At 65.2% G+C, this 25,994-nt stretch carries 27 protein-coding genes, 1 tRNA gene and 1 pseudogene; 15 read left to right on the forward strand and 14 right to left on the reverse strand.

The annotated features are described in order from the left end of the window. Positions 1 to 10 precede the first annotated feature (10 nt). The 3 genes and pseudogenes from ACZ0AJ_RS05550 (at position 11) to ACZ0AJ_RS05560 (ending at position 2,498) form a co-directional block, all read left to right on the forward strand. Positions 11 to 991: pseudogene (locus tag ACZ0AJ_RS05550) on the forward strand (phosphate acetyltransferase). Next, positions 991 to 2,214, forward strand: a complete 1,224-nt coding sequence (locus tag ACZ0AJ_RS05555) for an acetate/propionate family kinase (RefSeq protein WP_499454148.1) — start codon at positions 991 to 993, stop codon at positions 2,212 to 2,214. Before ACZ0AJ_RS05550 ends, ACZ0AJ_RS05555 begins: the two are co-directional and overlap by 1 nt. Then, positions 2,211 to 2,498, forward strand: coding sequence for an RNA recognition motif domain-containing protein (locus tag ACZ0AJ_RS05560; protein ID WP_258837522.1), 288 nt, complete (start codon positions 2,211 to 2,213; stop codon positions 2,496 to 2,498). Before ACZ0AJ_RS05555 ends, ACZ0AJ_RS05560 begins: the two co-directional genes overlap by 4 nt. On the opposite strand, the gene ACZ0AJ_RS05565 is transcribed toward ACZ0AJ_RS05560, so the two are convergent. From ACZ0AJ_RS05565 to ACZ0AJ_RS05575, 3 genes are all read right to left on the reverse strand, one after another. Further along, on the reverse strand, positions 2,459 to 2,785 hold the full coding sequence (locus ACZ0AJ_RS05565) for a hypothetical protein (protein ID WP_499454151.1): 327 nt from the start codon (positions 2,783 to 2,785) through the stop codon (positions 2,459 to 2,461). The genes ACZ0AJ_RS05560 and ACZ0AJ_RS05565 overlap by 40 nt on opposite strands. A 17-nt stretch (positions 2,786 to 2,802) precedes the next feature. Further along, positions 2,803 to 3,510, reverse strand: a complete 708-nt coding sequence (locus tag ACZ0AJ_RS05570) for a hypothetical protein (RefSeq protein WP_499453051.1) — start codon at positions 3,508 to 3,510, stop codon at positions 2,803 to 2,805. A 122-nt stretch (positions 3,511 to 3,632) separates the two neighbouring features. Then, positions 3,633 to 4,538, reverse strand: coding sequence for a LysR family transcriptional regulator (locus ACZ0AJ_RS05575; RefSeq protein ID WP_499454153.1), 906 nt, complete (start codon positions 4,536 to 4,538; stop codon positions 3,633 to 3,635). A gap of 107 nt (positions 4,539 to 4,645) precedes the next feature. Here ACZ0AJ_RS05575 and ACZ0AJ_RS05580 point away from each other — a divergent pair, with 107 nt between their 5' ends. Continuing rightward, positions 4,646 to 4,975 carry a nuclear transport factor 2 family protein gene (locus tag ACZ0AJ_RS05580; protein WP_499453052.1) on the forward strand — a complete coding sequence of 110 codons (330 nt, stop codon included), beginning with the start codon at positions 4,646 to 4,648 and terminating at the stop codon, positions 4,973 to 4,975. Between the two features lie 116 nt (positions 4,976 to 5,091). Beyond that, positions 5,092 to 5,181 (forward strand) — tRNA-Ser (locus ACZ0AJ_RS05585). A gap of 486 nt (positions 5,182 to 5,667) precedes the next feature. Here the strand turns inward: ACZ0AJ_RS05585 and ACZ0AJ_RS05590 are convergent. Continuing rightward, positions 5,668 to 6,603 carry a methyltransferase gene (locus ACZ0AJ_RS05590; RefSeq protein ID WP_499453053.1) on the reverse strand — a complete coding sequence of 312 codons (936 nt, stop codon included), beginning with the start codon at positions 6,601 to 6,603 and terminating at the stop codon, positions 5,668 to 5,670. A gap of 164 nt (positions 6,604 to 6,767) precedes the next feature. Between ACZ0AJ_RS05590 and ACZ0AJ_RS05595 the strand changes: the two genes are divergently transcribed. The 5 genes from ACZ0AJ_RS05595 (at position 6,768) to ACZ0AJ_RS05615 (ending at position 11,812) form a co-directional block, all read left to right on the forward strand. Continuing rightward, complete coding sequence (locus ACZ0AJ_RS05595; RefSeq protein ID WP_332529978.1) at positions 6,768 to 6,950, forward strand: hypothetical protein; 183 nt, start codon at positions 6,768 to 6,770, stop codon at positions 6,948 to 6,950. Between the two features lie 28 nt (positions 6,951 to 6,978). Continuing rightward, positions 6,979 to 7,860 carry a KPN_02809 family neutral zinc metallopeptidase gene (gene ypfJ, locus ACZ0AJ_RS05600; RefSeq protein ID WP_499453054.1) on the forward strand — a complete coding sequence of 294 codons (882 nt, stop codon included), beginning with the start codon at positions 6,979 to 6,981 and terminating at the stop codon, positions 7,858 to 7,860. A 185-nt stretch (positions 7,861 to 8,045) separates the two neighbouring features. Then, positions 8,046 to 9,230: a zinc-dependent alcohol dehydrogenase gene (locus tag ACZ0AJ_RS05605; RefSeq protein WP_499454157.1), complete on the forward strand. Its 1,185-nt coding sequence runs from the start codon at positions 8,046 to 8,048 to the stop codon at positions 9,228 to 9,230. 43 nt (positions 9,231 to 9,273) lie between these two features. Further along, the gene (locus ACZ0AJ_RS05610; RefSeq protein WP_499453055.1) at positions 9,274 to 9,867 is read left to right on the forward strand and encodes a hypothetical protein; all 594 of its coding nucleotides are present in this window, start codon (positions 9,274 to 9,276) and stop codon (positions 9,865 to 9,867) included. A gap of 94 nt (positions 9,868 to 9,961) precedes the next feature. Then, complete coding sequence (locus ACZ0AJ_RS05615) at positions 9,962 to 11,812, forward strand: M4 family metallopeptidase (protein WP_499453056.1); 1,851 nt, start codon at positions 9,962 to 9,964, stop codon at positions 11,810 to 11,812. Here the strand turns inward: ACZ0AJ_RS05615 and ACZ0AJ_RS05620 are convergent. Continuing rightward, complete coding sequence (locus tag ACZ0AJ_RS05620) at positions 11,781 to 12,479, reverse strand: M23 family metallopeptidase (protein ID WP_499453057.1); 699 nt, start codon at positions 12,477 to 12,479, stop codon at positions 11,781 to 11,783. The two genes, ACZ0AJ_RS05615 and ACZ0AJ_RS05620, sit on opposite strands and share 32 nt — an antisense overlap. Positions 12,480 to 12,530: 51 nt before the next feature. After that, on the reverse strand, positions 12,531 to 13,562 hold the full coding sequence (locus ACZ0AJ_RS05625) for a L,D-transpeptidase family protein (protein ID WP_499453058.1): 1,032 nt from the start codon (positions 13,560 to 13,562) through the stop codon (positions 12,531 to 12,533). A gap of 114 nt (positions 13,563 to 13,676) precedes the next feature. Between ACZ0AJ_RS05625 and ACZ0AJ_RS05630 the strand changes: the two genes are divergently transcribed. Continuing rightward, positions 13,677 to 13,985: a 2Fe-2S iron-sulfur cluster-binding protein gene (locus tag ACZ0AJ_RS05630; protein ID WP_499453059.1), complete on the forward strand. Its 309-nt coding sequence runs from the start codon at positions 13,677 to 13,679 to the stop codon at positions 13,983 to 13,985. A gap of 294 nt (positions 13,986 to 14,279) precedes the next feature. Here ACZ0AJ_RS05630 and ACZ0AJ_RS05635 read toward each other — a convergent pair whose 3' ends face one another. After that, positions 14,280 to 15,182: an alpha/beta hydrolase gene (locus ACZ0AJ_RS05635; protein ID WP_499453060.1), complete on the reverse strand. Its 903-nt coding sequence runs from the start codon at positions 15,180 to 15,182 to the stop codon at positions 14,280 to 14,282. Positions 15,183 to 15,341: 159 nt separating this feature from the next. On the opposite strand from ACZ0AJ_RS05635, the gene ACZ0AJ_RS05640 reads away from it, so the two are divergent. Beyond that, on the forward strand, positions 15,342 to 15,536 hold the full coding sequence (locus tag ACZ0AJ_RS05640; protein WP_499453061.1) for a hypothetical protein: 195 nt from the start codon (positions 15,342 to 15,344) through the stop codon (positions 15,534 to 15,536). A gap of 15 nt (positions 15,537 to 15,551) precedes the next feature. Here ACZ0AJ_RS05640 and ACZ0AJ_RS05645 read toward each other — a convergent pair whose 3' ends face one another. Continuing rightward, positions 15,552 to 15,752: a hypothetical protein gene (locus tag ACZ0AJ_RS05645; protein WP_183550959.1), complete on the reverse strand. Its 201-nt coding sequence runs from the start codon at positions 15,750 to 15,752 to the stop codon at positions 15,552 to 15,554. A 186-nt stretch (positions 15,753 to 15,938) separates the two neighbouring features. Between ACZ0AJ_RS05645 and ACZ0AJ_RS05650 the strand changes: the two genes are divergently transcribed. Next, positions 15,939 to 16,076, forward strand: coding sequence for a hypothetical protein (locus ACZ0AJ_RS05650; RefSeq protein WP_183550962.1), 138 nt, complete (start codon positions 15,939 to 15,941; stop codon positions 16,074 to 16,076). A gap of 59 nt (positions 16,077 to 16,135) precedes the next feature. Continuing rightward, positions 16,136 to 16,507, forward strand: coding sequence for a hypothetical protein (locus ACZ0AJ_RS05655; protein ID WP_499453062.1), 372 nt, complete (start codon positions 16,136 to 16,138; stop codon positions 16,505 to 16,507). A gap of 92 nt (positions 16,508 to 16,599) precedes the next feature. On the opposite strand, the gene ACZ0AJ_RS05660 is transcribed toward ACZ0AJ_RS05655, so the two are convergent. From ACZ0AJ_RS05660 to ACZ0AJ_RS05685, 6 genes are all read right to left on the reverse strand, one after another. Continuing rightward, positions 16,600 to 16,821 carry a hypothetical protein gene (locus ACZ0AJ_RS05660; RefSeq protein WP_258837538.1) on the reverse strand — a complete coding sequence of 74 codons (222 nt, stop codon included), beginning with the start codon at positions 16,819 to 16,821 and terminating at the stop codon, positions 16,600 to 16,602. 145 nt (positions 16,822 to 16,966) lie between these two features. Then, positions 16,967 to 19,819, reverse strand: coding sequence for a bifunctional diguanylate cyclase/phosphodiesterase (locus ACZ0AJ_RS05665; RefSeq protein ID WP_499453063.1), 2,853 nt, complete (start codon positions 19,817 to 19,819; stop codon positions 16,967 to 16,969). A gap of 165 nt (positions 19,820 to 19,984) precedes the next feature. Continuing rightward, positions 19,985 to 20,713 carry a fused MFS/spermidine synthase gene (locus tag ACZ0AJ_RS05670; protein WP_499454163.1) on the reverse strand — a complete coding sequence of 243 codons (729 nt, stop codon included), beginning with the start codon at positions 20,711 to 20,713 and terminating at the stop codon, positions 19,985 to 19,987. Between the two features lie 83 nt (positions 20,714 to 20,796). Then, positions 20,797 to 22,314, reverse strand: a complete 1,518-nt coding sequence (locus ACZ0AJ_RS05675) for a CitMHS family transporter (protein WP_499456735.1) — start codon at positions 22,312 to 22,314, stop codon at positions 20,797 to 20,799. A gap of 273 nt (positions 22,315 to 22,587) precedes the next feature. After that, positions 22,588 to 24,066 carry a sensor histidine kinase gene (locus tag ACZ0AJ_RS05680; RefSeq protein WP_499453065.1) on the reverse strand — a complete coding sequence of 493 codons (1,479 nt, stop codon included), beginning with the start codon at positions 24,064 to 24,066 and terminating at the stop codon, positions 22,588 to 22,590. 13 nt (positions 24,067 to 24,079) lie between these two features. Next, positions 24,080 to 24,769, reverse strand: a complete 690-nt coding sequence (locus ACZ0AJ_RS05685) for a response regulator (protein WP_183550982.1) — start codon at positions 24,767 to 24,769, stop codon at positions 24,080 to 24,082. Positions 24,770 to 24,903: 134 nt separating this feature from the next. On the opposite strand from ACZ0AJ_RS05685, the gene ACZ0AJ_RS05690 reads away from it, so the two are divergent. Further along, positions 24,904 to 25,971: a porin gene (locus ACZ0AJ_RS05690; protein ID WP_499454166.1), complete on the forward strand. Its 1,068-nt coding sequence runs from the start codon at positions 24,904 to 24,906 to the stop codon at positions 25,969 to 25,971. The last annotated feature ends 23 nt before the right edge of the window (positions 25,972 to 25,994 follow it).

Consider the following 25,994-nt stretch of genomic DNA (forward strand, 5'->3'; position numbering starts at 1 on the left):
GGAGAGATAGATGACCGCAGTGCCGACAGTAGTTGCGACCGCACATCCGTATTACGACCGCCTGATCGAGGCCGGCCGCGCCAACGGCCCGGTGACGGTGGCGGTGGCGCACCCGTGCGACCGCTATGCACTCTAAGCGGCGCTCGACGCAGCCCGCATCGGCCTGATCACGCCGCTCCTGGTCGGCCCGGCCGCGCGCATTCACGCTGCGGCCGATGCCGCCGGCCTGGACATCGGCGCGCTGCGCCTGGTCGACACGGCGCACAGTCACGCCTCGGCCGCACGGGCCGTCGAACTGGTGCGCGAAGGGAAGGCCGCCGCGCTGATGAAAGGCAGCCTGCACACCGATGAACTGATGGGCGCGGTGGTGGCCGCCACGACCGGCCTGCGCACGGCGCGTCGCCTGAGCCATTGCTTCGTGATGGACGTGCCGGGGCGCAGCGAACCGCTCATCATCACCGACGCCGCCATCAACATCATCCCGACGCTGGCCGAGAAGCGCGACATCGTGCAGAACGCGATCGACCTGGCGCACGTGCTGCGCTTCGAGGGTGTACGCGTGGCGATCCTGGCCGCCGTGGAAACGGTCAGCGACAAGATGCCATCGACGATCGACGCGGCGGCGCTGTGCAAGATGGCCGATCGCGGCCAGATCACCGGCGCGATCCTCGATGGCCCGCTGGCGATGGACAATGCGATCGATCCGCAGGCCGCCGCCGTCAAGGGGCTCGATTCGCCCGTGGCCGGACGCGCCAACGTGCTCGTCGCGCCCGATCTGGAAGCGGGCAACATGCTGGCCAAGAGCCTGACCTTCATGGCCGGGGCGGCGGCGGCCGGCATCGTCCTCGGCGCCCGCGTGCCGCTGATCCTGACCAGCCGCGCCGATTCGGTGGCCGCGCGCCTGGCGTCGTGCGCCGTCGCCGTGCTGCTGGCGCGGCATCAGCTGGCTACCGCGACCGCCAGCGCCAATGCCAGCGTGGCGGGGCGCTGATGGCGACGCAGGACTGCATTGCGGTCATCAACGCCGGCTCGTCGAGCATCAAGTTTTCGCTGCATGCGCTGCCTGATCTGGCGCCGCTCTTCACGGGCAAGATCGACGGGCTGTATCGGGGCGCCGCGCGCTTCATCGCCCGCGCCGCCGCCGGTCACACGGTCGGTGAACATGCCTGGACGGCGCCGCTCGACCATCAGGCCGGGATGGCGTACCTGATCGATTTTGCCGAGAGCCACCTGGATGGCTACCGCGTGTGCGCGTGCGGTCACCGCATCGTGCACGGCGGGGTCGACTTCAGCGGACCGGTGCAGCTGGACGATGCCTTGCTCGACCGGCTGGCCGGCCTGATTCCGCTTGCGCCGCTGCACCTGCCGCACAATCTCGCGCCGGTGCGCGCCTTGATGGCGCTGCGCCCCGGCCTGCTGCAGGTTGGCTGCTTCGACACCGCGTTCCACACGGCGCAGCCGGCGCTGGCGCAGGCGTTCGCGCTACCGCAGGCGATCACCGACCTGGGTATCCGCCGCTACGGTTTTCACGGGCTGTCCTACGAATACATCGCGGCCACGCTGCCGCTGTGCGATCCGGCGCTGGCCGGCGCGCGCGTGGTCGCCGCGCACCTGGGCAACGGCGCCAGCATGTGCGCGATGCGGGGCGGGCGCAGCATGGCCAGCACGATGGGTTTCACGGCGGTCGACGGCCTGCCGATGGGCACGCGCTGCGGCGCGCTCGATCCGGGCGTGGTCATCTACCTGATCGAAGAACTGGGCATGACGGTGGAGAGCGTGCAGCGCATGATGTACAACGAGTCGGGCTTGCTGGGCGTGTCCGGCGTGTCGTCCGACATGCGCGTGCTGGAAGCGAGCAGCGAGCCGCGCGCGCAACTGGCGATCGATCTGCTGGTGTACCGCATCGGCCGCGAACTCGGTTCGCTGGCGGCGAGCCTGGGCGGACTCGATGCGCTGGTGTTCTCGGGCGGAATCGGCGAGAACAGTGAGCGGCTTCGCACCGCGGTATGCCGTGATGCGGCCTGGCTCGGGGTCGAGCTCGACCCGGCCGCGAACACCGCGCCGCCGGCCGGCCCGGCCCGTATCAGCCTGGCATCGAGCCGGGTCGCCGTCTGGCTGGTGCCCGCCAATGAAGAACTGATGATCGCGCGTCATGCGTATGACCTGCGCGAACTGCTCGATCCACCCTTGCCTGAATCTGGAGAACACCCATGAAAGTCATCCTGTCGGGCCTGCACGCCGATGCCTGTGAAAGCGCCATCATCGACAGCTTCACCCCGTACTTTCACATCACGCAGGTGGACATGATCCGCGAAGGTTCGCCTGACAGCCCTTGGGCCGTACTGCACATCGCCGACTCGTACGAACACGCGTGGGCGGCCTGCAACAGCCTGCGCGGCGTCTTCCATCGCGGCAAGCGCCTGAGCGTATACATCCCGACCCACCAGCCCGACATCTATCACGAGTTCGCGCCGCACGAGCGCCTCGATATCGCTTGAGCGTGGCGCCGTGGCGCGGCGTGCCACTGGCAGCCGGGCAGGCGTTGCAACAGCTGCGCCTGCAGTGCCGGGGCGGCGTCGCGCTCGACGCACAGCAAGGCGCGCACCGTGCACCCGCTCGGGCAGGCATCGATGCGCAGAAATCGCACTGCATCCAGACCCGCGCGGATCACTGCCTGGCGCAAGCTCGTTGCCGATGCCGTGTCGACCTGCAGCCAGACGAGCATCGTATGATCGGCCGGCGATTGGCGCCGCAGGGCGGGGCTGTGAAGCGTAACGTGTTTCATCGTGATTTCTCCTTCGGTTACCGTGACATCCGGTGTGTCAACGATTCCTGACGACTGATCTGCGCCTGCACGACCCATGCCATCGGCGCTGCCGCCGGATACACCTCGTCGTACAGCGCGCGCAGTTCGGCGGCCGCATCGGGATCGCAGGTCGTAGCGTCCGAGACGCAGCGGCCAGGCCCGTAGTCGCGCGCAGCCGGCGCATGCAGGACCGTCGCGGCCAGTGTGGCATCGTCGACCCGCGCCACGTGCGCGAGCACGGCGGCGCGCTCGCTGACGCCCGCGCCGGCAGCGCCACTGACAGCCACAAACAACACCCGCATGGCGGGGTTGAACGTGCGTGCGCCATGCAGGCGCGCCAGCAGGCGGTATTGCAGGTCAAGCTCGAGCGCGCCGCTGCGCACCGGCACCACCACCAGCCGGCTCTCGGCCAGCACGCAGCGGCAGCTGTCGGTATCGCGCGTGCCGGCGTCGATCAGGATGTCGTCGAACAACGGGCGCAGCGCCGCCAGGCGCATCTTGATCGCGCGGCTGCCCACCTGGTGGGTTTCGATCCACGGCTGCACGCCGGCCTGGTTGCGTTCCTCTGACCAGTGGCTGTTGCCATTCCCTGCGGTGGTCATCAGGCATACGCGACGCCCCGCACGCGCACGCAGCACCGCCAGGTTGCGCGCCACGACCGTGCGCTCAGGGCTGCTGTGTTGATTGACGATGGCGATGATCATGGCTGGCTTCCTGAACAGATTCGATCTGCCCAGCGTAGCGATCCGGCTGTAAAAACAGGGCAAAAGAGCAGGGCGCACCTGTCAATGCCGTGTAAACGCGGCATTGCATGTACAGCGGACGATCAGGCGGCGGCGTCGCGCAGCGCGGTGGCCATGTCGATGAAGGCACGCAGCTTGGGCTGGCCTTGCGCTTTCGCGGCGAAGTACAGGTAGAGGCCTGACGTGTTCGGCACGAACGGTGCAAGGACCTGTTCGAGCTGGCCGTTGGCGAGGTCGTGCGCGATCTCGATGTCGGGCAGGTAGGCCAGGCCCAGGCCCGAGCGGGCAAAGTCGGCAATCAGGCCCGTGTCGTTGACCACGAGCGTGTGGCCGGTCTCGACGTGAAACGCGCCGCCATCGCGCGTGAACTGCCAGCGCGCCAGCATGTTCGAGGTGTGGAAGCGGTAGCGGATCGTCGCGTGGCGCACGAGGTCTTCCGGTATACGCGGCCGGCCGGCATCGGCGAAGTAGACAGGGGCGCCGACGACCGACCAGCGCAGGTCGGGCGTCAACCGCACCGCCACCATGCCTTGCGCGACCGACTGGCCGAGACGAATGCCCGCATCGTACCCCCGTTCCAGCAAATCGACCTCGCCGTCGTCGAGCGAAATGTCGAGCGCCACGTCGGGATGCGCCTGGCGGAACTGCGGCGCCAATATCTTGAGCACCAGCGCGCCCAGGGCGCGCGGGACCGTCAGCCGCAGGGTGCCGGCCGGCTTGTCCCGAAAGCGCGCCAGGCTCGAAAAGGCGTCGTCGATCTGGCACGTCGCCGCCAGCAGGTCGGCGTACAGCGCGCTGCCCGTCTCGGTCAGCATGACCCGGCGCGTATTGCGCGTCAGAAGGATGACGCCGTGCTGCGCTTCGAGCAGTTTCACGGCCTTGCTGGCGGCGGCAGGTGTCACGCCGATGCGGATGGCGGCGGCGGTAAAACTCTTCATCTCGGCAACGGCCAGAAAGATGCGGATGGCGTCCAGGGAAGTATGTTTCATCGCCGCGATCATGAACTTGGAGTTGATAGTCTATCGGCTAACTATGTGTATCGCCAGGCAATCGGGGCTGGCACGATGGGGACTTCCATCGACCTTCAGGAGATACCATGACAATCCCAATGCCCGCCCCGGTCGCAGACTACTTTCTGCGCGCGAATGCACACGACGCCGATGCGGTGGCAGCGTGCTTCAGCCAGGATGCCGAGGTTCGCGACGAGGGGCACGCGTATCGCGGGCACGACGCGATCCACGCCTGGAAGCGCGCGACCAGCGCCCGCTACGGCGCGATAGCGCATCCGGTATCGTGCGAAATGACGCCGCCCGGTTGTATCGTCCAGGCCGAAGTCACGGGAAACTTCCCCGGCAGCCCTGCGCGTATCGTCTTCGATTTCAGTCTCGCCGGCCCGGCGATCACCGCCCTGGCCATCCGTGCATGAGCTAACCTGGACAGCAAGTCGCCACCATGAGAATAAGTTGCACGGCATTACTTGCAAGATTCGCCAAGCTGTCGGTATAATGCGGCCTCTCGCAGCGATGCGAGACGACCGAATCTGGAGAGGTGGCAGAGTGGTCGAATGTACCTGACTCGAAATCAGGCGTACGCGCGAGCGTACCGTGGGTTCGAATCCCACCCTCTCCGCCAAGTAGCAAAAAAAAGCCACCGCAAGGTGGCTTTTTTCATTCCGCGGCGTGTCAGAGGAGCAGGGCGCCTGCGCGCCCTGCGTGTGGGATGAGAAGGCCAGCGCGTACTCGCGATGGCGCGGCCTGCGGCATGTAGGCGAATCCCACCCTCTCCGCCAAGTAGCAAAAAAAAGCCACCGCAAGGTGGCTTTTTTCATTCCGCGGCGTGTCAGAGGAGCAGGGCGCCTGCGCGCCCTGCGTGTGGGATGAGAAGGCCAGCGCGTACTCGCGATGGCGCGGCCTGCGGCATGTAGGCGAATCCCACCCTCTCCGCCAAGTAGCAAAAAAAAAGCCACCGCAAGGTGGCTTTTTTCATTCCGCGGCTTGCTAACTCGTAGGGTGGACGGGTCCCCGTCCACGCGTTCAAACGGACTTCGCTCCGCGGTGCGACGGCGCAACGGTACGTTAAACGCGTGGGCGGGAAACCCGCCCACCCTACGGCGGCTTTTCAGCGCTTGCGCGCCTGCAACCATACTGCGGCAATCCGCTCGACTTCTTCGTACCCGGGCTCGCCGAGCTGCCCGCCGAAGATGTCGGGGTCGAGCTCTTCGTACGACCACGATGCGCATTGCGCATCCAGCTGCGCGCGCAGGCTCTCGAGGAAATGGTCACTGTCCCCCGTGATCGCGACGCCCGTGTACAGCAGCAGCCGCCCGCCGGAGCGCAGGCGCGGCAGGCCTTCTTCGACGATGCGGCGCGACAGCTCGGCGCCACGTTCACCGCCACCGTGGCGGTAGCGGCGAGCGTCCGGATCGAGAACGAACGGCGGATTCGACACGATCAGGTCGACCTCGCCCGCCACACCATTGAACAGATCGCTTTCGCAGGCCGTGAATTTCGTCACGTCGTTCAGTTGTGCATTCACCCGGGACAGCGCCAGTGCGGCCATGTTGACATCGGCGCCGATGACCTCGGCAGCCGGGAAGGCACGCGCGATCGTCAGCGCACCGGCACCACTGCCGCAGCCGACATCGATCGCGCGCATGGGCGCGGGGGCGGCCGACGCGAATGCGCGCCGCATGGCGCCGATAAAGCGGTAGGTGTCCGGCCCGAAGAACACCGCATCGTCATCGTGCGTCGGAAAGGCCGAATGAAACAACAGCAGGTCGTCCAGCGTCGAGGCGCGCACGGTCGAGCGCAGCGCGTCGCCTTCGCCAGCCAGTACGCCGGCATCCGCCATCAGTTCGAGCATGCCGGGCGGCAGCACGGCGGGGGCAAACGGCCGGCTCCAGCCGAACACGTCGCGCAGGTCGCGCGCCTGTTCGTTGCCGGGCCGACCGTTGATGCGCCGGTGTGTCGACGGTGTGACCGTCATGAAGCGGTAACCGGCCTGGCGCAGGGTCGTGCCAAGGGTGAGCAGGGCAGTGGCTTGGATAGGTGTCATGGCGCAAGGATCGCATGAATCGCGCGGAGCAGCGCGCACGAATCGGGTCATATGCCGATGGAATTTGATGCATTATGTGATCACTCGAACATACCGGATGACGGCGACCAACCATACTCATCAACATAGTCAAACGACAACGACAACGAGAGAGAACACGCAAAATGAAGAGCTTTGACATGGACGACGTCCCGCGCGGCCGCATGGACCGCGAAATCGCCCGCGAGCGCCGTGAGCGCGCACTGAACGACGAGCAGCGCGCGGGCCTGGCGCCCGTCGATGACCTGCGCGGCAAGGATGCGCGCGAGCGCGCCGATACCTCCAACCTCAAGCGCAACAGCCGCTGAATCAACAACTGAACGACCAGGAGAACATATGCGTTGGGATGGTGACCGTGAAAGCAGCAATGTCGAAGACCGTCGGGGCGACAGTGGCGGGGGAGGTGGTGGTGGCTTCGGTATTGGCGGGCGCTCGATCGGCATCGGCACCATCGTCATCGCACTGGTGGGGTCCTACTTTTTGGGCGTCTCGCCGGCCACGATCCTGAGCCTGCTGTCGGGTGGCGGCGCGCCGCAGGTGCAGCAATCGTCGCAGCCACGCGCGGCGCCAGCCGACGACCGCGAAAGCAAGTTCGTGCGCACCACGCTGGCCTACACCGAAGATGCATGGACCCAGATCTTCACCGAACAGAATGCGCAATACCAGCCGGCCAAACTCGTGCTGTTCGACGGCCGCACGAACACCTCGTGCGGTGTCGGCCAGAGCGCGACCGGGCCGTTCTACTGCCCAGCCGATGCATCGGTGTATATCGACCTCGACTTCTTCCGCACGATGCAGCAGCGTTTTAACGCCGGCGGCGAATTTGCCCAGGCGTACGTGATCGCGCACGAGGTCGGTCACCATGTCCAGAACCTGCTCGGGATCTCCGACAAGGTACATGCGGCCCAGCAGAACGCGTCGGAAAAACAGGGCAATATCCTGTCGGTCAAGCTCGAGCTGCAAGCCGACTGCTTCGCCGGTGTCTGGGCCAAGCGCACCGATCAGCGTGCGAAGATCCTGGAGCAGGGCGATGTCGAAGCCGCTCTGAACGCAGCCAGCGCCATCGGCGACGACGCGCTGCAAAAGCAGTCGCGCGGTGTGGTGGTGCCAGACTCCTTCACGCACGGCACATCGGCGCAGCGCGTCCGTTGGTTCGAGCGTGGCCTGGAAAGTGGTGAAGTGGCCTCGTGCAATACTTTTGATGCCAAAAATCTATAAAAGGCGTGATAAAGTTTCCTGTCGGGTATAAAGGCGGACATTAATTCGTCGTAAGCGCGTAAAAATGCATGTTCGTTACCGTGCGCGTATGGCAATTCTTGGTAACTTGACCTAAGTTAGTGTTAGATCAGCACGCTATTCAGAGCGCGCCGACATAACCTCACTGAATTTGCCAAGGAGTGCTTATGCTTGCCATGAACTACCGCGGGCCATACCGTGTCCGCGCCGACCAGAAGCCTGAACCCGTCATCGAGCACCCCGGCGACGCCATCGTGCGCGTAACCCGCGCCTGCATCTGCGGTTCCGACCTGCACCTGTACCACGGCCTCGTGCCCGATACCCGCGTGGGCCACACCTTTGGCCACGAATTCATCGGCATCGTCGAAGAAGTCGGATCGGATGTGCACAAGCTGAAAGTCGGCGACAAGGTCCTGGTGCCGTTCAACGTCTTTTGCGGCTCCTGCTTCTTTTGCCAGCACGAGCTGTACGGCAATTGCCACAATACGAATGCGCAAGCAACCGCCGTGGGCGCGATCTATGGCTACTCGCACACGGCCGGCGGCTACGACGGCGGCCAGGCCGAGTACGTGCGCGTGCCGATGGCCGACGTCGGCCCGATGATCATCCCGGAAGACATCCACGACGATGACGCCGTGCTGCTCACCGACGCGCTGCCCACCGGTTACCAGGCTGCCGAAATGGGCGACATCAAGGAAGGCGACACGGTTGTCGTGTTCGGCGCGGGCCCGGTCGGCATCTTCGCCGCCAAGTCGGCCTGGCTGATGGGCGCGGGCCGCGTGATCGTCGTCGACGAGATCGAATACCGCCTCGAATTCGTCAAGAACTACGCGCAGTGCGAAGTCGTGAACTTCAAGGAAGTGCGCGACATGGCGCTGCACATCAAGAAAATGACCGACTGGATGGGCGCCGACGTCTGCATCGACGCGGTCGGCTGCGAAGCAGCGGGCAACACGATGCAGACCATCACGGGTGTCTACACGATGATGCAGGCTGGCGCGGCGACCGTGCTGCACTGGTGCATCAACTCGGTGCGCAAGGGCGGCAACGTGTCGATCGTCGGCGTGTACGGGCCAACCTTCAATGCAGTCCCGATCGGCAATGCGCTGAACAAGGGCTTGACACTGCGCATGAACCAGGCCAGCGTGCGTCGCCATCTGCCACGCTTGATCGAGCACATCCGCGCCGGCCGCATCGATCCGAAAGCCATCATCACGCACCGCGTGCCGCTGGAAGAAGTGTCGGATGCGTATCACATCTTCTCGAGCAAGCTCGACAACTGCATCAAGACGATCCTGATTCCGCCGCGCGCGAACGAAGTACGCGCCGTCAAGGCCAGCATCGCAGCGTAACCGACATGCAGATCACTAATGCAGATCAATACGAGGACACATTATGCAGACACGTAACGACATCGTGAGCGCCAACGACCAGCACGACGGCGATCACGCACCAGGCGAACACGACAACGATGGCCACGTCGGCCACGTCCACGGCGCGATTGCGCCACGCCGCCCCACCCGCGCGCAACTGGCGCACATCCAGGGCTGGGGCGCCGACCTCGACCGCAAAGACCGGCCTGGCGTGCCAATGGAACGCACGCCGCCGCGCTTCATCAACGTGCCGGACGGCGATCCTGTGCCGCAGGAGGAACGCGTCGAGGTGCTCGTCTCCACCGAGCGGCCGGGCCGCACGCCGCTGTTCGGCACGGTTCAGCCACCATCCGGGCTCTCTGGCATGATCCGGCGCCAGGCCTTCAAGCTGACCGAGAACGATGTGCGCCACTGGCTGCTGTTGCTGGTGGCCGACCGCGTGAACATGGTCGAAGGCATCGGCGACGATCTTGCCAGCGGCAAGATCCCGAACGTGCTGGCCGAGATGGGCATCAAGGCCGAGTTCCAGCACAACAAGGCGGGCCTGGCGAAGAAGGTTGCGCTGGGTGTGGCTGTTGTTGGCACGGCGGTGTATCTGATGAAGCGCCGTAGGTAGGAGATATTGTTCTCAAGCAAATACTCGTTTATTTGCACGTCCATCATGGTCGATGACCGGCGCCACCTGGCCCGGCATACTGGATGGAGCCGAGATGATTTCTCAACCGTTGTTCAGGGCAGTTCTACTGGGTGCCGCCATCGCGCTGGCACCCGGCGTCCACGGCGCGCCGATGATGAGCGCGCCACTGAAGTTGGACACGCAGGCGCAGACGCAGGTCATCAGCCAGCTGACAGCGCGCCGGCCGGCGATCGGCCTTGATGCCGATCATGGCTACCGCGTCGTCGCGCAGCACCCCGGCGTGCAGGGCACGCACGTGGTGCGAGCGGCGCACCTGTACAAGGGCGTGCGCATCTTCGGCTCCGAGTCGGTGGTCGTGCTCGATGCGCGCCAGCAGATCGTCTCCGAAAGCGCCTCGCCCCGCCGCCTGCAGCTGGGGCGCGGCGCGGCCGGGGCGCTGAGCCCCGTCACCACCGGCTTCGACACCACACCAGTCATCAAGCGCAAGGCGGCCATCAGCGCCGCCCTCAAGGGCAGTCCGTCCCGCGCCGTCAACGTCAAGCTTCCTACTGCCGAGCTGGTGATCTATCCCGTGATGCGCGACGAGCGCACACCTGGCGCTGTCGCCAAACCGGATAGTGAACTCAATGCGCTCGACCTGGTCGAAACAGTCGACCGCTACGCGCTGGCCTGGCACGTGCGCGTGCGCATGCGCAGCGGCGAGCAGCCGATCTTCTACGACGTCATTGTCGACGCACGCACGGGCGATACCATCGACCGCTGGAACACGCTGCAAACGGTCGAAGGTGTCGGTCAGAGCCAGTACAGCGGCAACGTACCGCTCAGCACGACATTCAATGGCAATGTGTACCAATTGCTCGACCCGCAGCGCGGCAAGGGCGGTTCGTTCGGTGCGATGGCAATCACCAACGCCAACCACGGCACCACGAGCGGGCGCGTCTACACCAACAGCAGCAACACCTGGGGCGACGGCAAGCAGTTCGTCGAAGGCGCCAGCACGACAGGCGCCAACGGCCAGACCGCCGCTGTCAACGCCATGTGGGGCTTGATGAATACGTATGACCTGCACCTGAACGTGCTGGGCTGGCGCGCGCTCGACGGCCAGGATACGGCGTCGCACATTGCCGTGCATGTCAATCGCGGCTACGACAACGCCTACTACAGCGACACCTGTCACTGCATGTTCATTGGCGATGGCACCTTCTTCACGAACCTGGCGGCGATCGACGTGATCGGCCACGAAATGGGGCACGGCGTCACGGCCGCCACATCGAACCTGGTCTACACGGGCGAATCGGGCGGGCTGAACGAGTCGAGTTCGGACATCGCCGGCGAAGTCGTCGAAGCGTATGCGCGCGCCGGCGGCAAGGGAGACGTCGTGCCCGAACTGGGCAACGACTGGATGCTGGGCAGCGAGATTGCCCGCGACGGCAAGCCGCTGCGCTGGATGATCAAGCCGAGCAAGGATGGCAGCAGCCGCGACGCCTGGAGCACCAGCCTCAAGCGCCTGGACGTGCATTACAGCAGCGGCCCGAACAACCGGATGTTTTATTTCCTGGCGCGGGGTTCAGCAGCCGACAAGACGAACGATGCGTGGAGCAGCTACCTGAAGCGGCGCCCGCTGGCGATGACGGGTATTGGCATCGACAAGGCGTTCCGGATCTGGTTCCGTGCGAACACGACCAAGTTCACGGCCAGCACCAATTATGCCGATGCGCGGGCGAAGATGATCGAGTCGGCGGGGGAGTTGTACGGGACGGGCAGCCGCGAAGTGGTGGCGGTCACGCGCGCCTATGCAGCAATCAATGTCGGGGCTGACATCGACGAACTGGCGACCGCGTCCGTTGCCGGACCGGCCGCCGCAGCGGTCACTGCAGTGCTCACTGCAGTAATTACTGATCGCTCATCAGTGGAAACGGATTGAGCGGCGTGCCTTTCCACCACTGCTTCTCCGGCGTCAGGGCGACGACGGCGAAGTGCAGGTGCGGTGCGTTCGGATCGGAATTGCCGGTCACGCCGACATAACCGATCAACGTGCCGCGCTTGACCTCCATGCCTTCGGCGATGCCGTCGGCGTAGCGGTCCAGGTGGGCGTAGTAATACGCGAACTGGCCGGTTGGATCGAACTGATACACAGTCAGGCCACCCGGCTTGCTGTGAAACAGCTTGGCGACCTTGCCATCGGCCACGGCGACGACGGGCGTGCCGGTCGGGGCCATGATGTCAAGCGCCTCGTGCTGGCGCTGCTCACCGCGTGGCTGGTAGAAGGTATCGGTCAGCTGGGCCGACTTGATGCCTTGCACCGGCACCAGCAGCTTGCCCGGCATCGTCGTCGGGGCAGCCGAACCTGCCGCGGCATTGGCGTCAGGCGTCGGACGCAGTGGCAGGTCGGCATCTTCCAGATTCGGCACGACGACCGGCGCCGGCGGCAGCTGGCCCTCGATCTGCGATGCCGGAATGCCGGGTGCTGCCGGCACCGTCGCCGTCGCTGCAACCTCGGTCGCCGGCTTGTCAGGCACCTCCTGCAATGCCACGAACAGGATCGCGGCGCCGACCAGCACGCCAAGGACAAACGTGATCAACCATTTCATCTTGTTCTCCGTGCGGCGCCACGGGCGCCGCGTGTGTGCCTGGGGCGCGCGTTATTTTTGCAGGATCACTTCGGTGCCAGCCGACACGGCGGCGCCCACTTCAGCGGCGCTCCAGTTGGTCAGGCGGATGCAGCCGTGCGATTCGGTCTTGCCCACGTGGCCCGGCACTGGCGTGCCGTGGATGCCGTAGTGCGGCTTGGACAGGTCGATCCACATCACGCCGACCGGGTTGTTCGGGCCTGGCTTGACAGGGGTTGCCTTGTCGCCCGGCTTGGCGTCCCAGAACAGTTTCGGGTTGTAGTTATAGACCGGATTGGCGTGCACGCCCTCGATTTTCCAGGTGCCGATCGGCAGCGGATCGCGGCTGCTGCCGGTCGAGGCCGGATACTGGGCCAGCAGGCGGCCCGATGCGTCAAACAGTTGCAGCGTCTTGGCGCCATCGCGCACGACGACCTTGGTCGCCTGGGCCAGTGGTTCCTTGCCGCTCACGTTCGGCACCATGATGCGTTCGCCCGCGCGGGCAAAGGTCTTGCCAGGATTGAGGCGCTGCAGCAGTTCCGGGCTGGCGTGGAATTTTTCGCCCAGGCCTTCGAGCACGTTGGCGTAGCCCAGCTGAGCCAGCTTGGCCTTTTCCATCATCGTGTCGGGCACTGGCTGGAACGGGCCTTCGACGTCTTCGGCGATCAGCGCGTATTCGGCCAGCGTTGGCGTGGTGTCGGTGGCGAGGGCATTCCAGGTCGCGTCATCGAGCTTGCCGGTGACCGGCAGCTTGCGCACGGCCTGGAACGTATTCAGGGCCTGACGCATGTTCGAGCCATAAGCACCGTCCAGTTCGCCTGGCGACAGGTAGGCGCGTTCGAGCAGCACCTGGGCGCGCAGCAGTTTTTCGAATTCTGCCTGCTCGGCAATGGCCGGATCCTGCACAGCGCCCGGCGCAGCGGTCACCGCCGTCGACATCGTCGTATTCTGGGCTGTCGTCGCCGGTTGGGCGGCTGGCGGCAGCGGGGCAGGCTGTTGCGCGATGGCGTGGGTCAGCGTGCCTCCAAGGGCGGCGATCAGGGTCAGGGCGGTTATCTTGTTCATGCGGTCTCCGGGTTTGCTTCTGGAAAACTGTAGAGTAGTGAAATGCATCGTCCGGGTCTGTGCGTCAGCGTACTCACAACCGGTCAACTGTTTCATTGAGGCTACAATTGCACTATGGATCAGCCTATCTACACCGTTACCGTCATGCCGCTTGGCGTCAGCGTCGTTGTTGGCGCGGCCACGACCGTGCTTCACGCACTCGAGGCTGCCGGCATCGAACTGCCCAGCTCATGCCGCAACGGAACCTGCCGCACCTGCCTGTGCCGTCTGCGCGCCGGCAAGGTGGCGTACACGGTGGAGTGGCCCGGCCTGTCGGCCGATGAGCGGCGGGATGGCGACATCCTGCCCTGCGTGGCGCTGGCGCGCGACGATCTGGTGCTGGACGTCCCGCTGGCGCGGCGCATCGCTACCGGGCGCGATTAGCATGGTGGTACTATCCGCATGATGCCCGACGCGCTGTCCGGCACGTTCTGATGACATCCGCAGCAACCACCACGAATGGAGCACCACCATGAGCAAAAGTCAGGATGCAAAGAAGACGACCAAGAAGGAACCGGCCAAGACCATGAAGGAAAAGAAGGAAGCCAAGAAGGTCAAGAAAGAAGAAAAGTCGCGCCAGCAGTAAAGACCGCAGTAAACCAGCAGTAAAGCACACGCAATAACCTCAGCTTGAACCTGCATCACCGCGTCGCCTCCCGGCGACGCGCACCGCCTGTCCTACGGCGTTTCTGTACTCAAGCCCAGTGCTCCCTCGATCACGTTCAGCACCGTTGGCCACGCCGGCGAACTCGTTGCGACCTCATCGTAATGGCTGGCCTCTGGCAGGATCACGACGTCTGCCACATCCCCCAGCTTGGCTGCGCGCGCCGCGTAGTCGTGCGCCACGCGCGGCGGCGAGATCGTGTCGAGCGCGCCCGTCACGAGCCAAGTGCGGCTGCCATTGGGCATCAGGTCGGCGGCATTGGTATCGACCAGCACATCGGGCCGCGCAGCGCTTGGGGTGCCGGCCAGCTGCGTGAGATCGCGGTCGCAACTCGATTTGATCAGCGCCGCTTCGTGGCGCAGGTCGGCCAGGCCGCCCAGGCTCACGATACGGTCGATCTTGAGTGGATTGGCATGGTGCAGCGGGCTGCCGGCCGGGATGCGCGCGCGGCCCGCGATCCATTGCACCAATTGACCGCCGGCAGAATGGCCGACAGCGACGATGCGGGCCAGGTCGAGCTTGTGCGCGGGTGCATGCGCTGCCAGCAGGTCGAGCGCGGCGTGCATGTCGAGGTACATGCCGGGATAGCCGCCGCCCGGTTCATCGATGCGCCGGTATTCGACGTTCCAGACCGCGATGCCGCGTGCGGCCAGCGCGCCGGCCATATTGCGAAACTGGGTAATGCCGCCGAACTTGCTGTTCCAGCAGCCGCCGTGCACGAGCACTGCCACGGGGAACGGGCCGGCACCGGGCGGCACGAACAGTTCCGCGTACTGGGACGGCGCGGGGCCATAGGCAAGTTTGGTGGTCGGGGCAGGGCCGCGCAGGGCCAGGTAGTCGTCGAGTTTCATCGGGGCGGCGTGGGCGCTCGAGGCGGCGCCAAGCGCGAGGGCAAACAGCAGGCTGGAAAAGCGCATGGCGGGGCGGTGAAGGTGTTGAAAACATCACTATAGCCGAGTCGCCACGCCGCAGCAGCATGCGGCAGTGAAGGCTGACGGCTGCGGGGCAATCGTACGGCCCCGGGGTGACAGCCATGCTAGTCTGCCCATGACTCCATCACTTACCGAAAGGCGACCATGATTCAATTCCATGCCAACAACGCCTCGCGCGAACCGATCATTCTGCATGCGCACACGACACCCGATCCGGATGCGCCGAACGACCCATTGGCGCCGCCGACGCAGCCACCGGTGCCGGATGACGTGCCCGATCCTGTCAATGCCCCGGTCGAAGAGCCGAGCATGCCCGAACCACCGATCCGGGCCCACTGAACTAATCTTACTTGATCAAGCGCCAGGTCCCTGGCGCTGACCTTCCTTGTCTTCTTGCTTGTCATCGCTGCCTGCCGGCGGCAGTCCCGGAATCTCGCGAATCATTTGTTCGGTGTCGTGCTGACCGGGCGAGCGTTCGCCGCTGCCGATGTCGGCTTCATCAAAAATGGCGCGATCCTTGTTTTTCGGGTCGACGTTGTTGGGTGTGTCATTCATGCTGGGCTCCAATAGCGTTATCAATGTTGTACGATCCTAACAGCCCCGGTGTAGCCATGTCGCGCGGCAGGCCATGGTGAAAACTGTTGCTTTTTCGTCCGTGTACAGGGCACGTGTGCTTCCTGTCACAGAACGGCAACAATGGGCTTTCTATAATGTCGATAACATGAAAAACAGGAGGAGATCATGGGCTCGACGTTGTACAACAAGATTTATCTGGGGCGCAGCTCGGTGCTGGGCTCGCGTAGCGTGCAGCTCGCGCTCGTGCTGGGCGTACTGGCCAGCGCCGGACTGGGCTGGCTGATCCTGCGTTCGCTGCGCTGAAGGTTGCCCCGGCGCGCTGCGACGCGTACCATGCGCCCTTTGGTCAACGAAACGCGGTAATGAAAAACGAAAAGCTCACGACGGACGAATACGACGCACTCGACATGGTGCGGCGCGGCGGTAAACAAGAGATGGCCAGTGCCTGTGTCGGGCGCAATTCGAAGCGCCTGTGTGGCATCAAGCTGATGTCCTACGGCCGTGACAAGCGGCTGACGCTGACGGACAAGGGTGAAGAAGTGCTGTTCCTGCGCCGCTGCGTCACGGGCCTGCGCGCCCTGGCGGCCGATCCGCAGGTGGTGCTTGACGACGACGTGCTGCGTTTTCTGAACCGCAAATCGCATATCGTGCCGCTCGAAGGCGGTGGCCATGGCCTGAGCGACAAGGGCCGCGAATCGCTGGCCGATATCGCCCTGAACGAAGAGCGCCGCTGACCGCGCCGGCCGTCCATCGCGGACGGCCGCTGTATTGCCTGCTCAACTGTTTCTGTGTTTTCAGCTGCAGTCGGCTGCAGCATTGCGCCTGCTTAGTGCGCGCGGCGGCGGGCCGGATAGACCAGCGCCCGCACGGCCACTTCGGCCGGTACATTCATCGTCGCGAGAAATTCCGCTGCGCGCTGCAGGCCGAGGGTCGGAATCGAGGCGATCGCCTGGTTGACCAGATCGGACGTGCGGCCATCGACGCGCTGGTGGCGCGTGGTGGTCGTATTGGGTGTCATGGCCAGGTCGGGCATGTCATTCATGTTCATTGTGGGGTCCAGGTCTCGGGGTTGTGCCATTGGCCCGATGATTGTACGACCAATAATGTTTATTTAGCTATACAAATGTTTTGCCGGCTAAGTAATGAGACGGCGTCGTCCCACCACGCGTGGCGGCCATGCAACTGATCGTACGCTAGGCGGGTAGGGTCTCGGGCGCTGGTGATGGCGCTGGTGGAGGCGCTGGCGCTGGCAGGCAGCGGCCTTCGGCCAGCAGTGCCTCGAATTGATCAGCCGGCACCGGCTTGCTGAAGTAATAGCCCTGCATTTCATCGCAGCCGTGGCTGCGCAGGTAGTCGAGCTGCGCGAGCGTCTCGACGCCTTCGGCGATCACGGCCAGCTTCAGGTTGTGGGCCAGCGCGATGATGGACGTGACGATGGCGGCATCGTTGGCGTCGTGCGTGATGTCGGCCACGAACGAGCGGTCGATTTTGAGCACGTCGATCGGGAAACGCGACAGGTACGAGAAGCTCGAATAGCCGGTGCCGAAGTCGTCGATGGACAGATTGACCCCGAGCGCCTTCATCCTGTGCAGTAACTCCACCGCCGGCGTGACGTCGCTCATGAACAGGCTTTCGGTCAGCTCGATCTCCAGGCAGGCTGCATCGAGCCCGGTCTCTTGCAGTGTCGCTTCCAGGCTGGCCATCAGGTTGGCCGCGCCGAACTGGCGCGCCGACAGGTTCACTGCCACCCGCAGGCGGGGGTAGCCGGCAACCTGCCAGGCCTTGTTCTGCGCACAGGCGGTGCGCATAACCCAGGCGCCGATCGGGACGATCAGGCCGGTCTCTTCGGCCACGCCGACAAAGCGCCCCGGTGGCACCATGCCCAGTTCGGGATGGTTCCAGCGGATCAGTGCTTCCATGCCGACGATCTGCCCCGTCTTCATGTCCACCTGCGGCTGGTAATGCAGCACGAATTCGTCGCGTTCGAGCGCATTGCGCAGCGCGCCTTCGATGCGCACCCGTTCCATCGCCTCGTCGTTCATGCTCGGCGTGAAGAACTGGAAGTTGTTGCGCCCCAGCTTCTTGGCGCGGTACATCGCGATGTCGGCGTGCTCGATCAGGTTTTCGCTCAGCGTGCCTTCGGTCGGGAACACAGCCACGCCCACCGAGCAGGTCACGAAGAATTCCTTGTTGCCGAGCATGACCGGCTGGGCAACGGCATCCATGATCCGCTGCACGACGGCAGGGGAGAGCGGCTCGTCGGCATGCTCGTTGAGGATCACGACGAACTCATCGCCCGACAGGCGCGCCACGGTATCGGCATCGCGCAGCGCCGCGCGCAGGCGCGCCGCCACGGTCACCAGCAGCACGTCGCCGGCCTTGTGGCCCATGCTGTCGTTGACGAACTTGAAGCGGTCCAGGTCGATCAGCATGACCCACACCGGTCGCTCGCTGCGGCTGGCAAACGCGATCGACTGGCTCAGGCGGTCCTGCAGCAGCGAGCGGTTGGGCAGGCCGGTGAGCACGTCATGCTGGGCCACGTGGTGCACGCGCTGCTCGGTCAGCTTGCGCTCGGTGATGTCGCTGCCGGTACCGCGGTAGCCGGTGAGTGCACCCGTCTCGTCGAACACGGGTTCGCCATTCACGCAGAACCAGCGCGCATTGCCGTCGTCATCGACGATCTGGTACTCGAGGTTGTTGAACGCTTCGCGCGCCTGCATCTTGGCCAGGTGGGTACGGCCGCTTTCGCTGTCGAGCAGGCCGGGCACGTATTCCCAGCGCGTCTTGCCGATCAGGCCTTGCACGGCGACGCCCGATTTTTCGGTGAAGCCGCCGGTGATCATCGTGAAGCGCAGCTCGGCATCCTGTTCCCAGTACCAGTCCGACGACATCGACACCAGCTGGCGGAAACGCTGCTCGCTGTGCAGCAGCGCTTTTTCGGCGCGCTCGCGCGCAATCATGTCGTCGATCAGCTGGCGGTTGCTGCGGCGCAGCTCCGACGTGCGCTGGCGCACCAGTTGCTGGACCTTGCGCGCCCGCTCGCCGGCCGATTGCACAAAGGCGGCGCCCATCAGCGTGACGAGGATGCCCCCGAACAGCAGCGACAGCGAGGCGAGATGATCGGCCAGAAACGGCCGGGGCGCCGCGGCGACCTCAACGCGCCAGGCCCGGCCGCCCGCGTGCAGGATGGTGTTCTGCATGCCGTGGTCGGGGCGCAGCCAGCCGGCAAATTCGTGGCGCGAGGCGCTGGACGTTGGGCCGTTCGAGAACAGCAGGGCGGCAGGATCGGCATGGTCGCTCGCATACACCGACACGAAGATGTCGCTGCCATCGAGCAGGCCGGCCGCGGCAAGCGATTCGCGCACCAGTTCCTTGCCCCGCAGGACGACGGCCGTGTTGCCCCGCATGACGCCCTGCTTGTCGACTACCGGCTGCACCAGATCGAAGCTGGCCTGACTTGTCGGCGCCTGGGCCAGCGCGAACAGGCTGCTGGCGGCCGGCTGGCCCGTGCTGCGCGCCAGCTCGAGTGCGTCCATGACGGCGGCGTTGTGGGACAGGTTCAGGCCCAGGGCCGCTTCGTTGCCGGCCATCGGTTCGACGTATTCGATGACGTGATAGCGGGTGCGCAGCGGCGCGGGCACCTGGCCACCCGGCGTCATCTCGGTCAGGATCGTGCCGGGCCGCACATGCTGCAGCTCGGCTTCGATGAACGCGCGTTCATTGCCCGGCACGACGCGGTGGAAATTGAACGCCTGAATAAAGCGGTGGCGCTCCAGCAGGGCCGACGTGAAGTCGGCAAACCGTTCGCGGCTGACGGGCTCGCCCCTGGAAAACAGCTGGTTGGTGACGGCCAGGACTTCAAACGCCTGGCCCATGCCCTGGCGCACCGCCGCCACGCGCTGGTCGGCGCGCTGGCCGAAGGCGAGCGCCATATTGTCATATTCGAGGTGGCTGACACCGATGAACAGGCCGATGGAAGCGGCCATGCCGCCCCCGAGCGTGAGGGCTGCCGCGAGAGTCAGTGAACGGGGCAGTCGGCGCGGCATGTTATCGAAAGGTCCAGGTCAATCCGTACAAATGAGTCAGGAGCACACGTGGCAGACGGTTCTTGCCGACGAGCATGAATGCGCGCCAGTGTGTCATACAAGAGGCTGGCGCCGCAAACTTATCGTATTGTGAGGGACAATCTGCCCGTCGTGGGTAAAACCGTGTTAGCCCCGGCGCCACGCCAGCCAGGCCACCACACCCCGCGCAAGCAGCCGGTTGGCCCAGCCGAAGCCGATGCCGCTGCGGTCCCGGCCGCGCCGTGCGAGGCGTCCCAGCAGGCGTTCTCCGCGTAAAGGCGTTGTGCCGGGGCGCACGGCGAACAGAATCCGGTTGTTGCCGGCGATGTCCCGAAACCAGACCACATGCCCCTCGAAGGCATCCCGCAGCCGTTGTAAGAAAGACACATAATCGGGATCGTAGGTGAAGATATTGGCCACTAATACGCCGCCAGGCCGCAGCGCGCGGCGGCCGGCGTCGTAGAACGCGCGGCTGGCCAGCGCCGGCGGCAAGCCGCCCCGGTCGAAGCCATCGACCAGCAGCACATCAGCGTTGCCCGGTGTGCGCGCCAGATAATCGGCCGCGTCGCAATGCAGCACCCGTAGGCGCGCATCGTCCGGCGGCACGCAGAACAGGTCGCGCAGCGCGATCACGTCGGCACGGATCTCGAGCACCGTGATGCGGGCCTGGGGAAAGTGGCGGTAGCAGAACTTGGCGAGCGAGCCGCCGCCCAGGCCCACCATCACGATGTGGCGCGGGCGCGGCGCGAACAGCGCAAAGCACATCATGGCGCGGGTGTAATCGAGAACGAGAGCGTCGGGCCGCGCCAGCAGCATCTCGCTTTGCACGTCGTCGGGTGTGAATGCGAGGGTGCGGCGCTTGCCGTCGCTTACCACCAGAGGCGCGGCGGCGGCGGGTGGTTCAGGAAGATCGTGGGGCGCGGACATCCGGCAAGTATATGCCGCCGCGCCCCGCCGGATTAGGCAGCGCTGCCCATCAGCGGGACCACGCCGAACACCAGCGCCGCCACCAGCATGACCAGTGCCGCCGAGATCGACCAGATCAGCGTGAAGCGCTGGTGGTCGCCAAACTCCACCTTGCACATGCCCACCAGCAGATAGGTCGAGGCGACCAGTGGGCTGAGCAGGTGGACCGGCTGGCCGATCACCGAGGCGCGGCCGATTTCTGCCGCCGTGATGCCGTACACTTCGGCCGCCTTGGCCAGCACCGGCACGATGCCGAAGTAGAACGCGTCGTTCGAGATGAAGAACGTGAACGGAATGCTGAGCAGGCCCGTGACGACCGCCAGGTACGGACCCATCCAGTCGGGCACACCGGCGATAACGGACAGCGCAATCGCATCGACCATCTTGGTGCCTTGCAGGATGCCGACGAAGATACCGGCGGCAAAGATCAGCGACACCACCGGCAACACGTTCGCGGCATGGTGCGCAATGCGCTCCTTCTGCTCTTCGAGGCCCGGGTAGTTGATCATGATCGCGACGGCAAAGAAGATCATGAACAGCACGGGCAGTGGCAGTACACCCTTGATCAGAAACGCCATCAACAGGGTCGTCATCGCGAAGTTGATCCAGATCAGCCGTGGGCGCTTGATCGCGGCGTTCGAGACGTCGTTGTCATCGCCACCACCGTTACCACCGCCGGTGGCCAGCGCCGGTTCGGCCGACGACGTCACCGTCGATTCGACCCGGCCGCCCGCCAGCTGGTGCACATTGCCGTCACGCGCTGCGGCAGCGGCGGCAGGGCTCCAGTGGCCGGTGGTGCCGTTCATTTCGGCGGCCACTGCCGGCTGCAGCACGGCGACGTTCTGCGCTGCCTGAGCAGCTTTTTCCGCTTTTTCAGCCTGCGTCGGCAGTGTCATGATGCCCAGGCGCTTGCGCTCCTTCATGCCCAGCACGCAGGCCACGAACACGACCCAGAGGGACGTAACGGCCATCGGCAGGATCATCGGCACGAAGATGTCGCTGACGTCCACGCCCAGGGCGGTGGCGGCGCGCGCCGTCGGGCCGCCCCATGGCAGGATGTTGAAGACGCCACCCGCCAGCATGATGACGCAGGCCAGCACCAGGCGGCTCATGCCGAGCCGCACATACAGCGGCAGCATGGCGGCAACGGTAATCATGTAGGTCGTGGCGCCGTCGCCGTCGAGCGAGATGAACATCGCCAGCACGGCAGTGCCGACGACGATCTTGAACGGGTCACCGCCGACGATCTTCAGGATCAGGCGCACGACCGGATCGAACAAACCCGAATCGATCATGATGCCGAAATACAGGATGGCGAACATCAGCATGACGCCGGTCGGGGCCAGGTTGCGGATCCCGTCGAGCATCATCGGGCCGAGTTGCGGGCCGAAGCCGCCGATCACGCCGAACCCGATAGGCACCACGATCAGGGCCACGAGCGCCGGCAGGCGCTTGGTCATGATCAGGTACATGAACACGACGACCATGGAATACGCCAGGATGGTCAACATCATCATCATTCTCCTTGCCGGTGCGCTTGCCGCACGCGGTGTGTGGGCCGCTGAGGCCCGGGGTGTTGGTGCAGGTGGCGCGTGGGGTTGTGGTGCAGGGCTGCTTCATGCAGACCGTTGCACGGTCGATCGCGCGCCGTGTTTGTCAGGCGCGGTTCAAGGGCGGGAAAGCGCAGCCAGAGCGGCGTGCGCGGGGGCAGGGAAGTGCATGGTGTCTCCGATCGTTGTCGTTGGTGTGCTGCTGTTTGCACCAACTATAGGCGTGCGTGCCTTTCAATTGGCTTTCAGTGCACTTGACGCTTCAACGATTGCCAGCGCGGGAAATATCACGCGCACGCTCAGGCCATGGCCATCGCCGGATTGGCCCAGCGTGATGCCGGCGCCATGCAGGTTGGCGATATCGCGCACGATGGCCAGTCCCAGTCCGGTGCCGCCCGGATTGGCTTCGAGCGTCGCCTGGGCGCGGTAGAACGGCATGAACACCTTGTCCATGTCGGCCGCGGCGATGCCCGGTCCACTGTCGCTGACGGCGAGCGTGACATCGTCGCCGTAGCGCCCGACCTGCAGCAGTACGCTGCCGCCAGCGGGCGTATAGCGGATCGCATTGTCGACCAGGTTCGACACCATTTCGTGCAGCAGCAACCCCTGGCCCGGAACCGTGGTGAGATCGTCGGCATCGGCTTCGAGCGCCAGGTCGATCCCTTTCTGGACTGCCGGCAGCGCCAGTTCCAGTCCGACCTGGCGCGCCACCTCTGCCAGCGAGACGGGCGCATTGGGTGTGCTACCGCTGCCATGCTCGATGCGCGCGAGCGTCAGCAGGCGGTTGGCCAGGTGAATTGCGCCGTCGGTGGTGCCGGCAATCGAGCCGACGATCGCGCGCATCGCGGCCGGATCGTTTTCGCGCAGGGCCAGTTCGGCCTGGGTCTTCAGCACCGCCAGCGGGGTGCGCAACTGGTGCGAGGCGTCGGCGATGAAGCGGCGCTGGCTGGCGATCAGGTCCTGCGTGCGCGCCATCGCGCCATTCATCGCCGCCACCAGCGGCCGCACTTCCTTGTGCACGAGCGCCGGGTCGATGTTCGACAGGTCGGACAACGCGCGCGTTTCGACCTCGTTCTTCAGGATCATCAGGGGCCGCAACACCAGACGCACGGCGAACCACACCATCGCCGCCACCGCCAGCACCAGCAGGGCCTGGCGCAGCAAGGTACTGAACAGAATGTCGCGCGACAGGGCCTGGCGCGCGTCGAGCGTTTCGCCGACCTGGATCAGCGCGATGCCGCGCATCGAATCGTCGTACACCGGCTGCAGCAGCGCGGCGATGCGCACCCGCTCACCGTTGTAGGTGGCGTGGTAGAACCGCACCAGCGCCGGATACAGGTCGGTGCGCGGCACGTTCTTCGGCACCGGCGGCAGGTCGTCGTAGCCCGACACGGTTTCGCCCTGCAGCCCCGTGACCTTGTAATAGATGCGGCCCAGCGTGTCGGTTTCAAAGCTGTCGAGCGCCACGTAGGGCACGTTGGCGACGACCTTGCCATCCTGGACCGAAACACGCTCGGCCAGCGCGCGCGTGGACGAGAGCAGCGAGCGGTCGTAGGCCACATCGGCCGCCTCGAGGGCATCGCGGTACAGCGACACCGCATTGAGCGCGACCAGCAGCACCAGCGGCAGGATCAGCCAGCGCAGCAGCTGCCCGCGCAGGCTGCCCAGTGGGCGGCCTGCGGTGATCTGGAGCAGGGAGGCGCGCAGGGTCATCGCGTGCGGCGTTTCAATCGGGCCGCTCTTGCATCAGGTAGCCGATGCCCCGCAGCGTGACGATCATCGCGCGGGCATCCGGGAACTTGTCGAGCTTCTTGCGGATGCGGTGGATATACAGCTCGATGGCGTCGAGGTTGACGTCGTCGGCCAGCGCGAACACTTCGTCGAACAGCTTTTCTTTCGACAGCGCGCGGCCCGGACGTGCAATCAGTGCTTCGAGCACGGCGTGCTCGCGCGGCGTGAGTGCGAGCGCTTCGCCGCAAATGGTAAACATGCGCGACACGGTGTCGAAGCGCAGCCCCCCGCATTCGTGTACCAGTGCTTCGTTGCCGCTGCGGCGGCGCAGCAGCGCCTTGACACGGGCTTCGAGTTCGGCCAGCTCGAACGGCTTGGGCAGGTAATCGTCGGCGCCCAGGTTCAGGCCCTGCACGCGGTCTTCGAGGCCACCGCGCGCGGTCAGGATCAGCACCGGCGTGCCGCCCCGCGCGCCGCCGCGCGCACGCAGCCGGCGCAGCACGTCCAGGCCGTCCATCTTGGGCAGCGTCAGGTCCAGGATCACCAGGGCGTAGTCCTGGGTGTGGAGCAGGGCGTCGGCATCGGCGCCGGTGGCGGCGCATTCGACGGTGAGCTTGGCGTCGCGCAGGGCCTTGGATACCCAGTGGGACAGTTCGACATGGTCTTCAACGAGCAGGATTCTCATCGCGCCAGTGTAAACGCAAAGCGGCTTTTGGGAAAAGCGCCGCTGAAAGCGAACTGAAAGGCTGGCGCACATATAGTCGGCCCACAAGCAGCGACCCAGCTGCAGCAGATACCCATAACAACGTTCGGAGACACATGAAACAATCGGCCCTCGCGCTTGCCGTCCTGGCAGCGCTGTCCCTTTCCGCACCCGTCCTCGCCCAGAGCAACGTCCAGGTCTATGGCCTGATCGACGCTGGCGCGGAATTCGTCAACCATGCCGGCGAGGACGGCGGCAACGCAGTGCGCGTCATTTCGGGCGGCAAGAACACGTCGCGCTGGGGCTTTCGCGGCAGCGAAGACCTGGGCGGCGGCCTGAAAGCCGTCTTCAACCTCGAAGGCGGCATCCTGCTCGATACGGGCGCCAGCGACGGCGCGATCTTCAAGCGCCAGGCCTACGTGGGACTGGAGAATGACCTGGGCCGGATCGTCATCGGCCGCTCGTTTACCACCGTGTACGAACTGGTGATCAAGTTCGATCCGCTGGGCTTTGCGCCGAACTATTCGTGGGCGACGGGCGGCAGCGCCACCCGGCCATCGCGCTACGGCATGACGACCCAGTTCGATAACCTGATCAAGTACACGGGGCGCACCGGCGGCTTCACCTACGGCGCCACGGTCGGCCTGGGCGAACGGTCGGGCAGCTCGCGCGAAGGCCGCAAGCTGGCGCTGGGCGGCTCGTGGTTCGGCGATGGCCTGGGCGTGATGGCGTCGTGGGAGCGGATCGACGGCACGCCCATCGAAGGCGTGGCCACGAATGCGCTCGACGAGACGACGGCGTATCACGTGGCGGTCGACTACCGCAGCGGCCCGTGGCGCTACACGGCCGGCAAGCGTGGCTACAAGATGGCGCAGGGGCGTACCAACCTGGCCGACCTGCGCGGCGACACCTACTGGGGCGGCATCACGCGCACGATCGACGCGGTCACGCTGACGGGCGCGGTGTATCACATCAACACGAAGAACCTGCCTGCCAACCTGGACGCCGACCCGACGATGTTTGTCGCGCGCGCCATGCTGGCGCTGTCCAAGCGCACGGACCTGTACCTGTCGCTGGCGCACGCAAAGGCGGACAACGGCCAGCTGATCGGCCTGTCGCGCGACGATCCGGGCTTCGGGTCGACCCAGAGCGGCATCACCGTGGGCATGCAGCACCGCTTCTGATTCCACGCCTTACCGTGCGGCGG

Source organism: Telluria sp. AC161 (genome assembly GCF_979258535.1).

Excerpts from the sequence above, each read along its gene's own strand:
- ACZ0AJ_RS05660 (WP_258837538.1), bottom strand. The coding sequence starts at position 16,821 with ATGAACATGAATGACATGCCCGACCTGGCCATGACACCCAATACGACC.
- ACZ0AJ_RS05675 (WP_499456735.1), bottom strand. The coding sequence starts at position 22,314 with ATGTTGACCATCCTGGCGTATTCCATGGTCGTCGTGTTCATGTACCTG.
- ACZ0AJ_RS05620 (WP_499453057.1), bottom strand. The coding sequence starts at position 12,479 with ATGAAATGGTTGATCACGTTTGTCCTTGGCGTGCTGGTCGGCGCCGCG.
- ypfJ (WP_499453054.1), top strand. The coding sequence starts at position 6,979 with ATGCGTTGGGATGGTGACCGTGAAAGCAGCAATGTCGAAGACCGTCGG.
- ACZ0AJ_RS05650 (WP_183550962.1), top strand. The coding sequence starts at position 15,939 with ATGGGCTCGACGTTGTACAACAAGATTTATCTGGGGCGCAGCTCGGTG.
- ACZ0AJ_RS05560 (WP_258837522.1), top strand. The coding sequence starts at position 2,211 with ATGAAAGTCATCCTGTCGGGCCTGCACGCCGATGCCTGTGAAAGCGCC.
- ACZ0AJ_RS05595 (WP_332529978.1), top strand. The coding sequence starts at position 6,768 with ATGAAGAGCTTTGACATGGACGACGTCCCGCGCGGCCGCATGGACCGC.
- ACZ0AJ_RS05680 (WP_499453065.1), bottom strand. The coding sequence starts at position 24,066 with ATGACCCTGCGCGCCTCCCTGCTCCAGATCACCGCAGGCCGCCCACTG.
- ACZ0AJ_RS05685 (WP_183550982.1), bottom strand. The coding sequence starts at position 24,769 with ATGAGAATCCTGCTCGTTGAAGACCATGTCGAACTGTCCCACTGGGTA.
- ACZ0AJ_RS05690 (WP_499454166.1), top strand. The coding sequence starts at position 24,904 with ATGAAACAATCGGCCCTCGCGCTTGCCGTCCTGGCAGCGCTGTCCCTT.
- ACZ0AJ_RS05565 (WP_499454151.1), bottom strand. The coding sequence starts at position 2,785 with ATGAAACACGTTACGCTTCACAGCCCCGCCCTGCGGCGCCAATCGCCG.
- ACZ0AJ_RS05635 (WP_499453060.1), bottom strand. The coding sequence starts at position 15,182 with ATGCGCTTTTCCAGCCTGCTGTTTGCCCTCGCGCTTGGCGCCGCCTCG.
- ACZ0AJ_RS05645 (WP_183550959.1), bottom strand. The coding sequence starts at position 15,752 with ATGAATGACACACCCAACAACGTCGACCCGAAAAACAAGGATCGCGCC.
- ACZ0AJ_RS05555 (WP_499454148.1), top strand. The coding sequence starts at position 991 with ATGGCGACGCAGGACTGCATTGCGGTCATCAACGCCGGCTCGTCGAGC.
- ACZ0AJ_RS05625 (WP_499453058.1), bottom strand. The coding sequence starts at position 13,562 with ATGAACAAGATAACCGCCCTGACCCTGATCGCCGCCCTTGGAGGCACG.
- ACZ0AJ_RS05610 (WP_499453055.1), top strand. The coding sequence starts at position 9,274 with ATGCAGACACGTAACGACATCGTGAGCGCCAACGACCAGCACGACGGC.
- ACZ0AJ_RS05575 (WP_499454153.1), bottom strand. The coding sequence starts at position 4,538 with ATGAAACATACTTCCCTGGACGCCATCCGCATCTTTCTGGCCGTTGCC.
- ACZ0AJ_RS05615 (WP_499453056.1), top strand. The coding sequence starts at position 9,962 with ATGATTTCTCAACCGTTGTTCAGGGCAGTTCTACTGGGTGCCGCCATC.
- ACZ0AJ_RS05640 (WP_499453061.1), top strand. The coding sequence starts at position 15,342 with ATGATTCAATTCCATGCCAACAACGCCTCGCGCGAACCGATCATTCTG.
- ACZ0AJ_RS05665 (WP_499453063.1), bottom strand. The coding sequence starts at position 19,819 with ATGCCGCGCCGACTGCCCCGTTCACTGACTCTCGCGGCAGCCCTCACG.
- ACZ0AJ_RS05590 (WP_499453053.1), bottom strand. The coding sequence starts at position 6,603 with ATGACACCTATCCAAGCCACTGCCCTGCTCACCCTTGGCACGACCCTG.
- ACZ0AJ_RS05605 (WP_499454157.1), top strand. The coding sequence starts at position 8,046 with ATGCTTGCCATGAACTACCGCGGGCCATACCGTGTCCGCGCCGACCAG.
- ACZ0AJ_RS05570 (WP_499453051.1), bottom strand. The coding sequence starts at position 3,510 with ATGATCATCGCCATCGTCAATCAACACAGCAGCCCTGAGCGCACGGTC.
- ACZ0AJ_RS05630 (WP_499453059.1), top strand. The coding sequence starts at position 13,677 with ATGGATCAGCCTATCTACACCGTTACCGTCATGCCGCTTGGCGTCAGC.
- ACZ0AJ_RS05580 (WP_499453052.1), top strand. The coding sequence starts at position 4,646 with ATGACAATCCCAATGCCCGCCCCGGTCGCAGACTACTTTCTGCGCGCG.
- ACZ0AJ_RS05655 (WP_499453062.1), top strand. The coding sequence starts at position 16,136 with ATGAAAAACGAAAAGCTCACGACGGACGAATACGACGCACTCGACATG.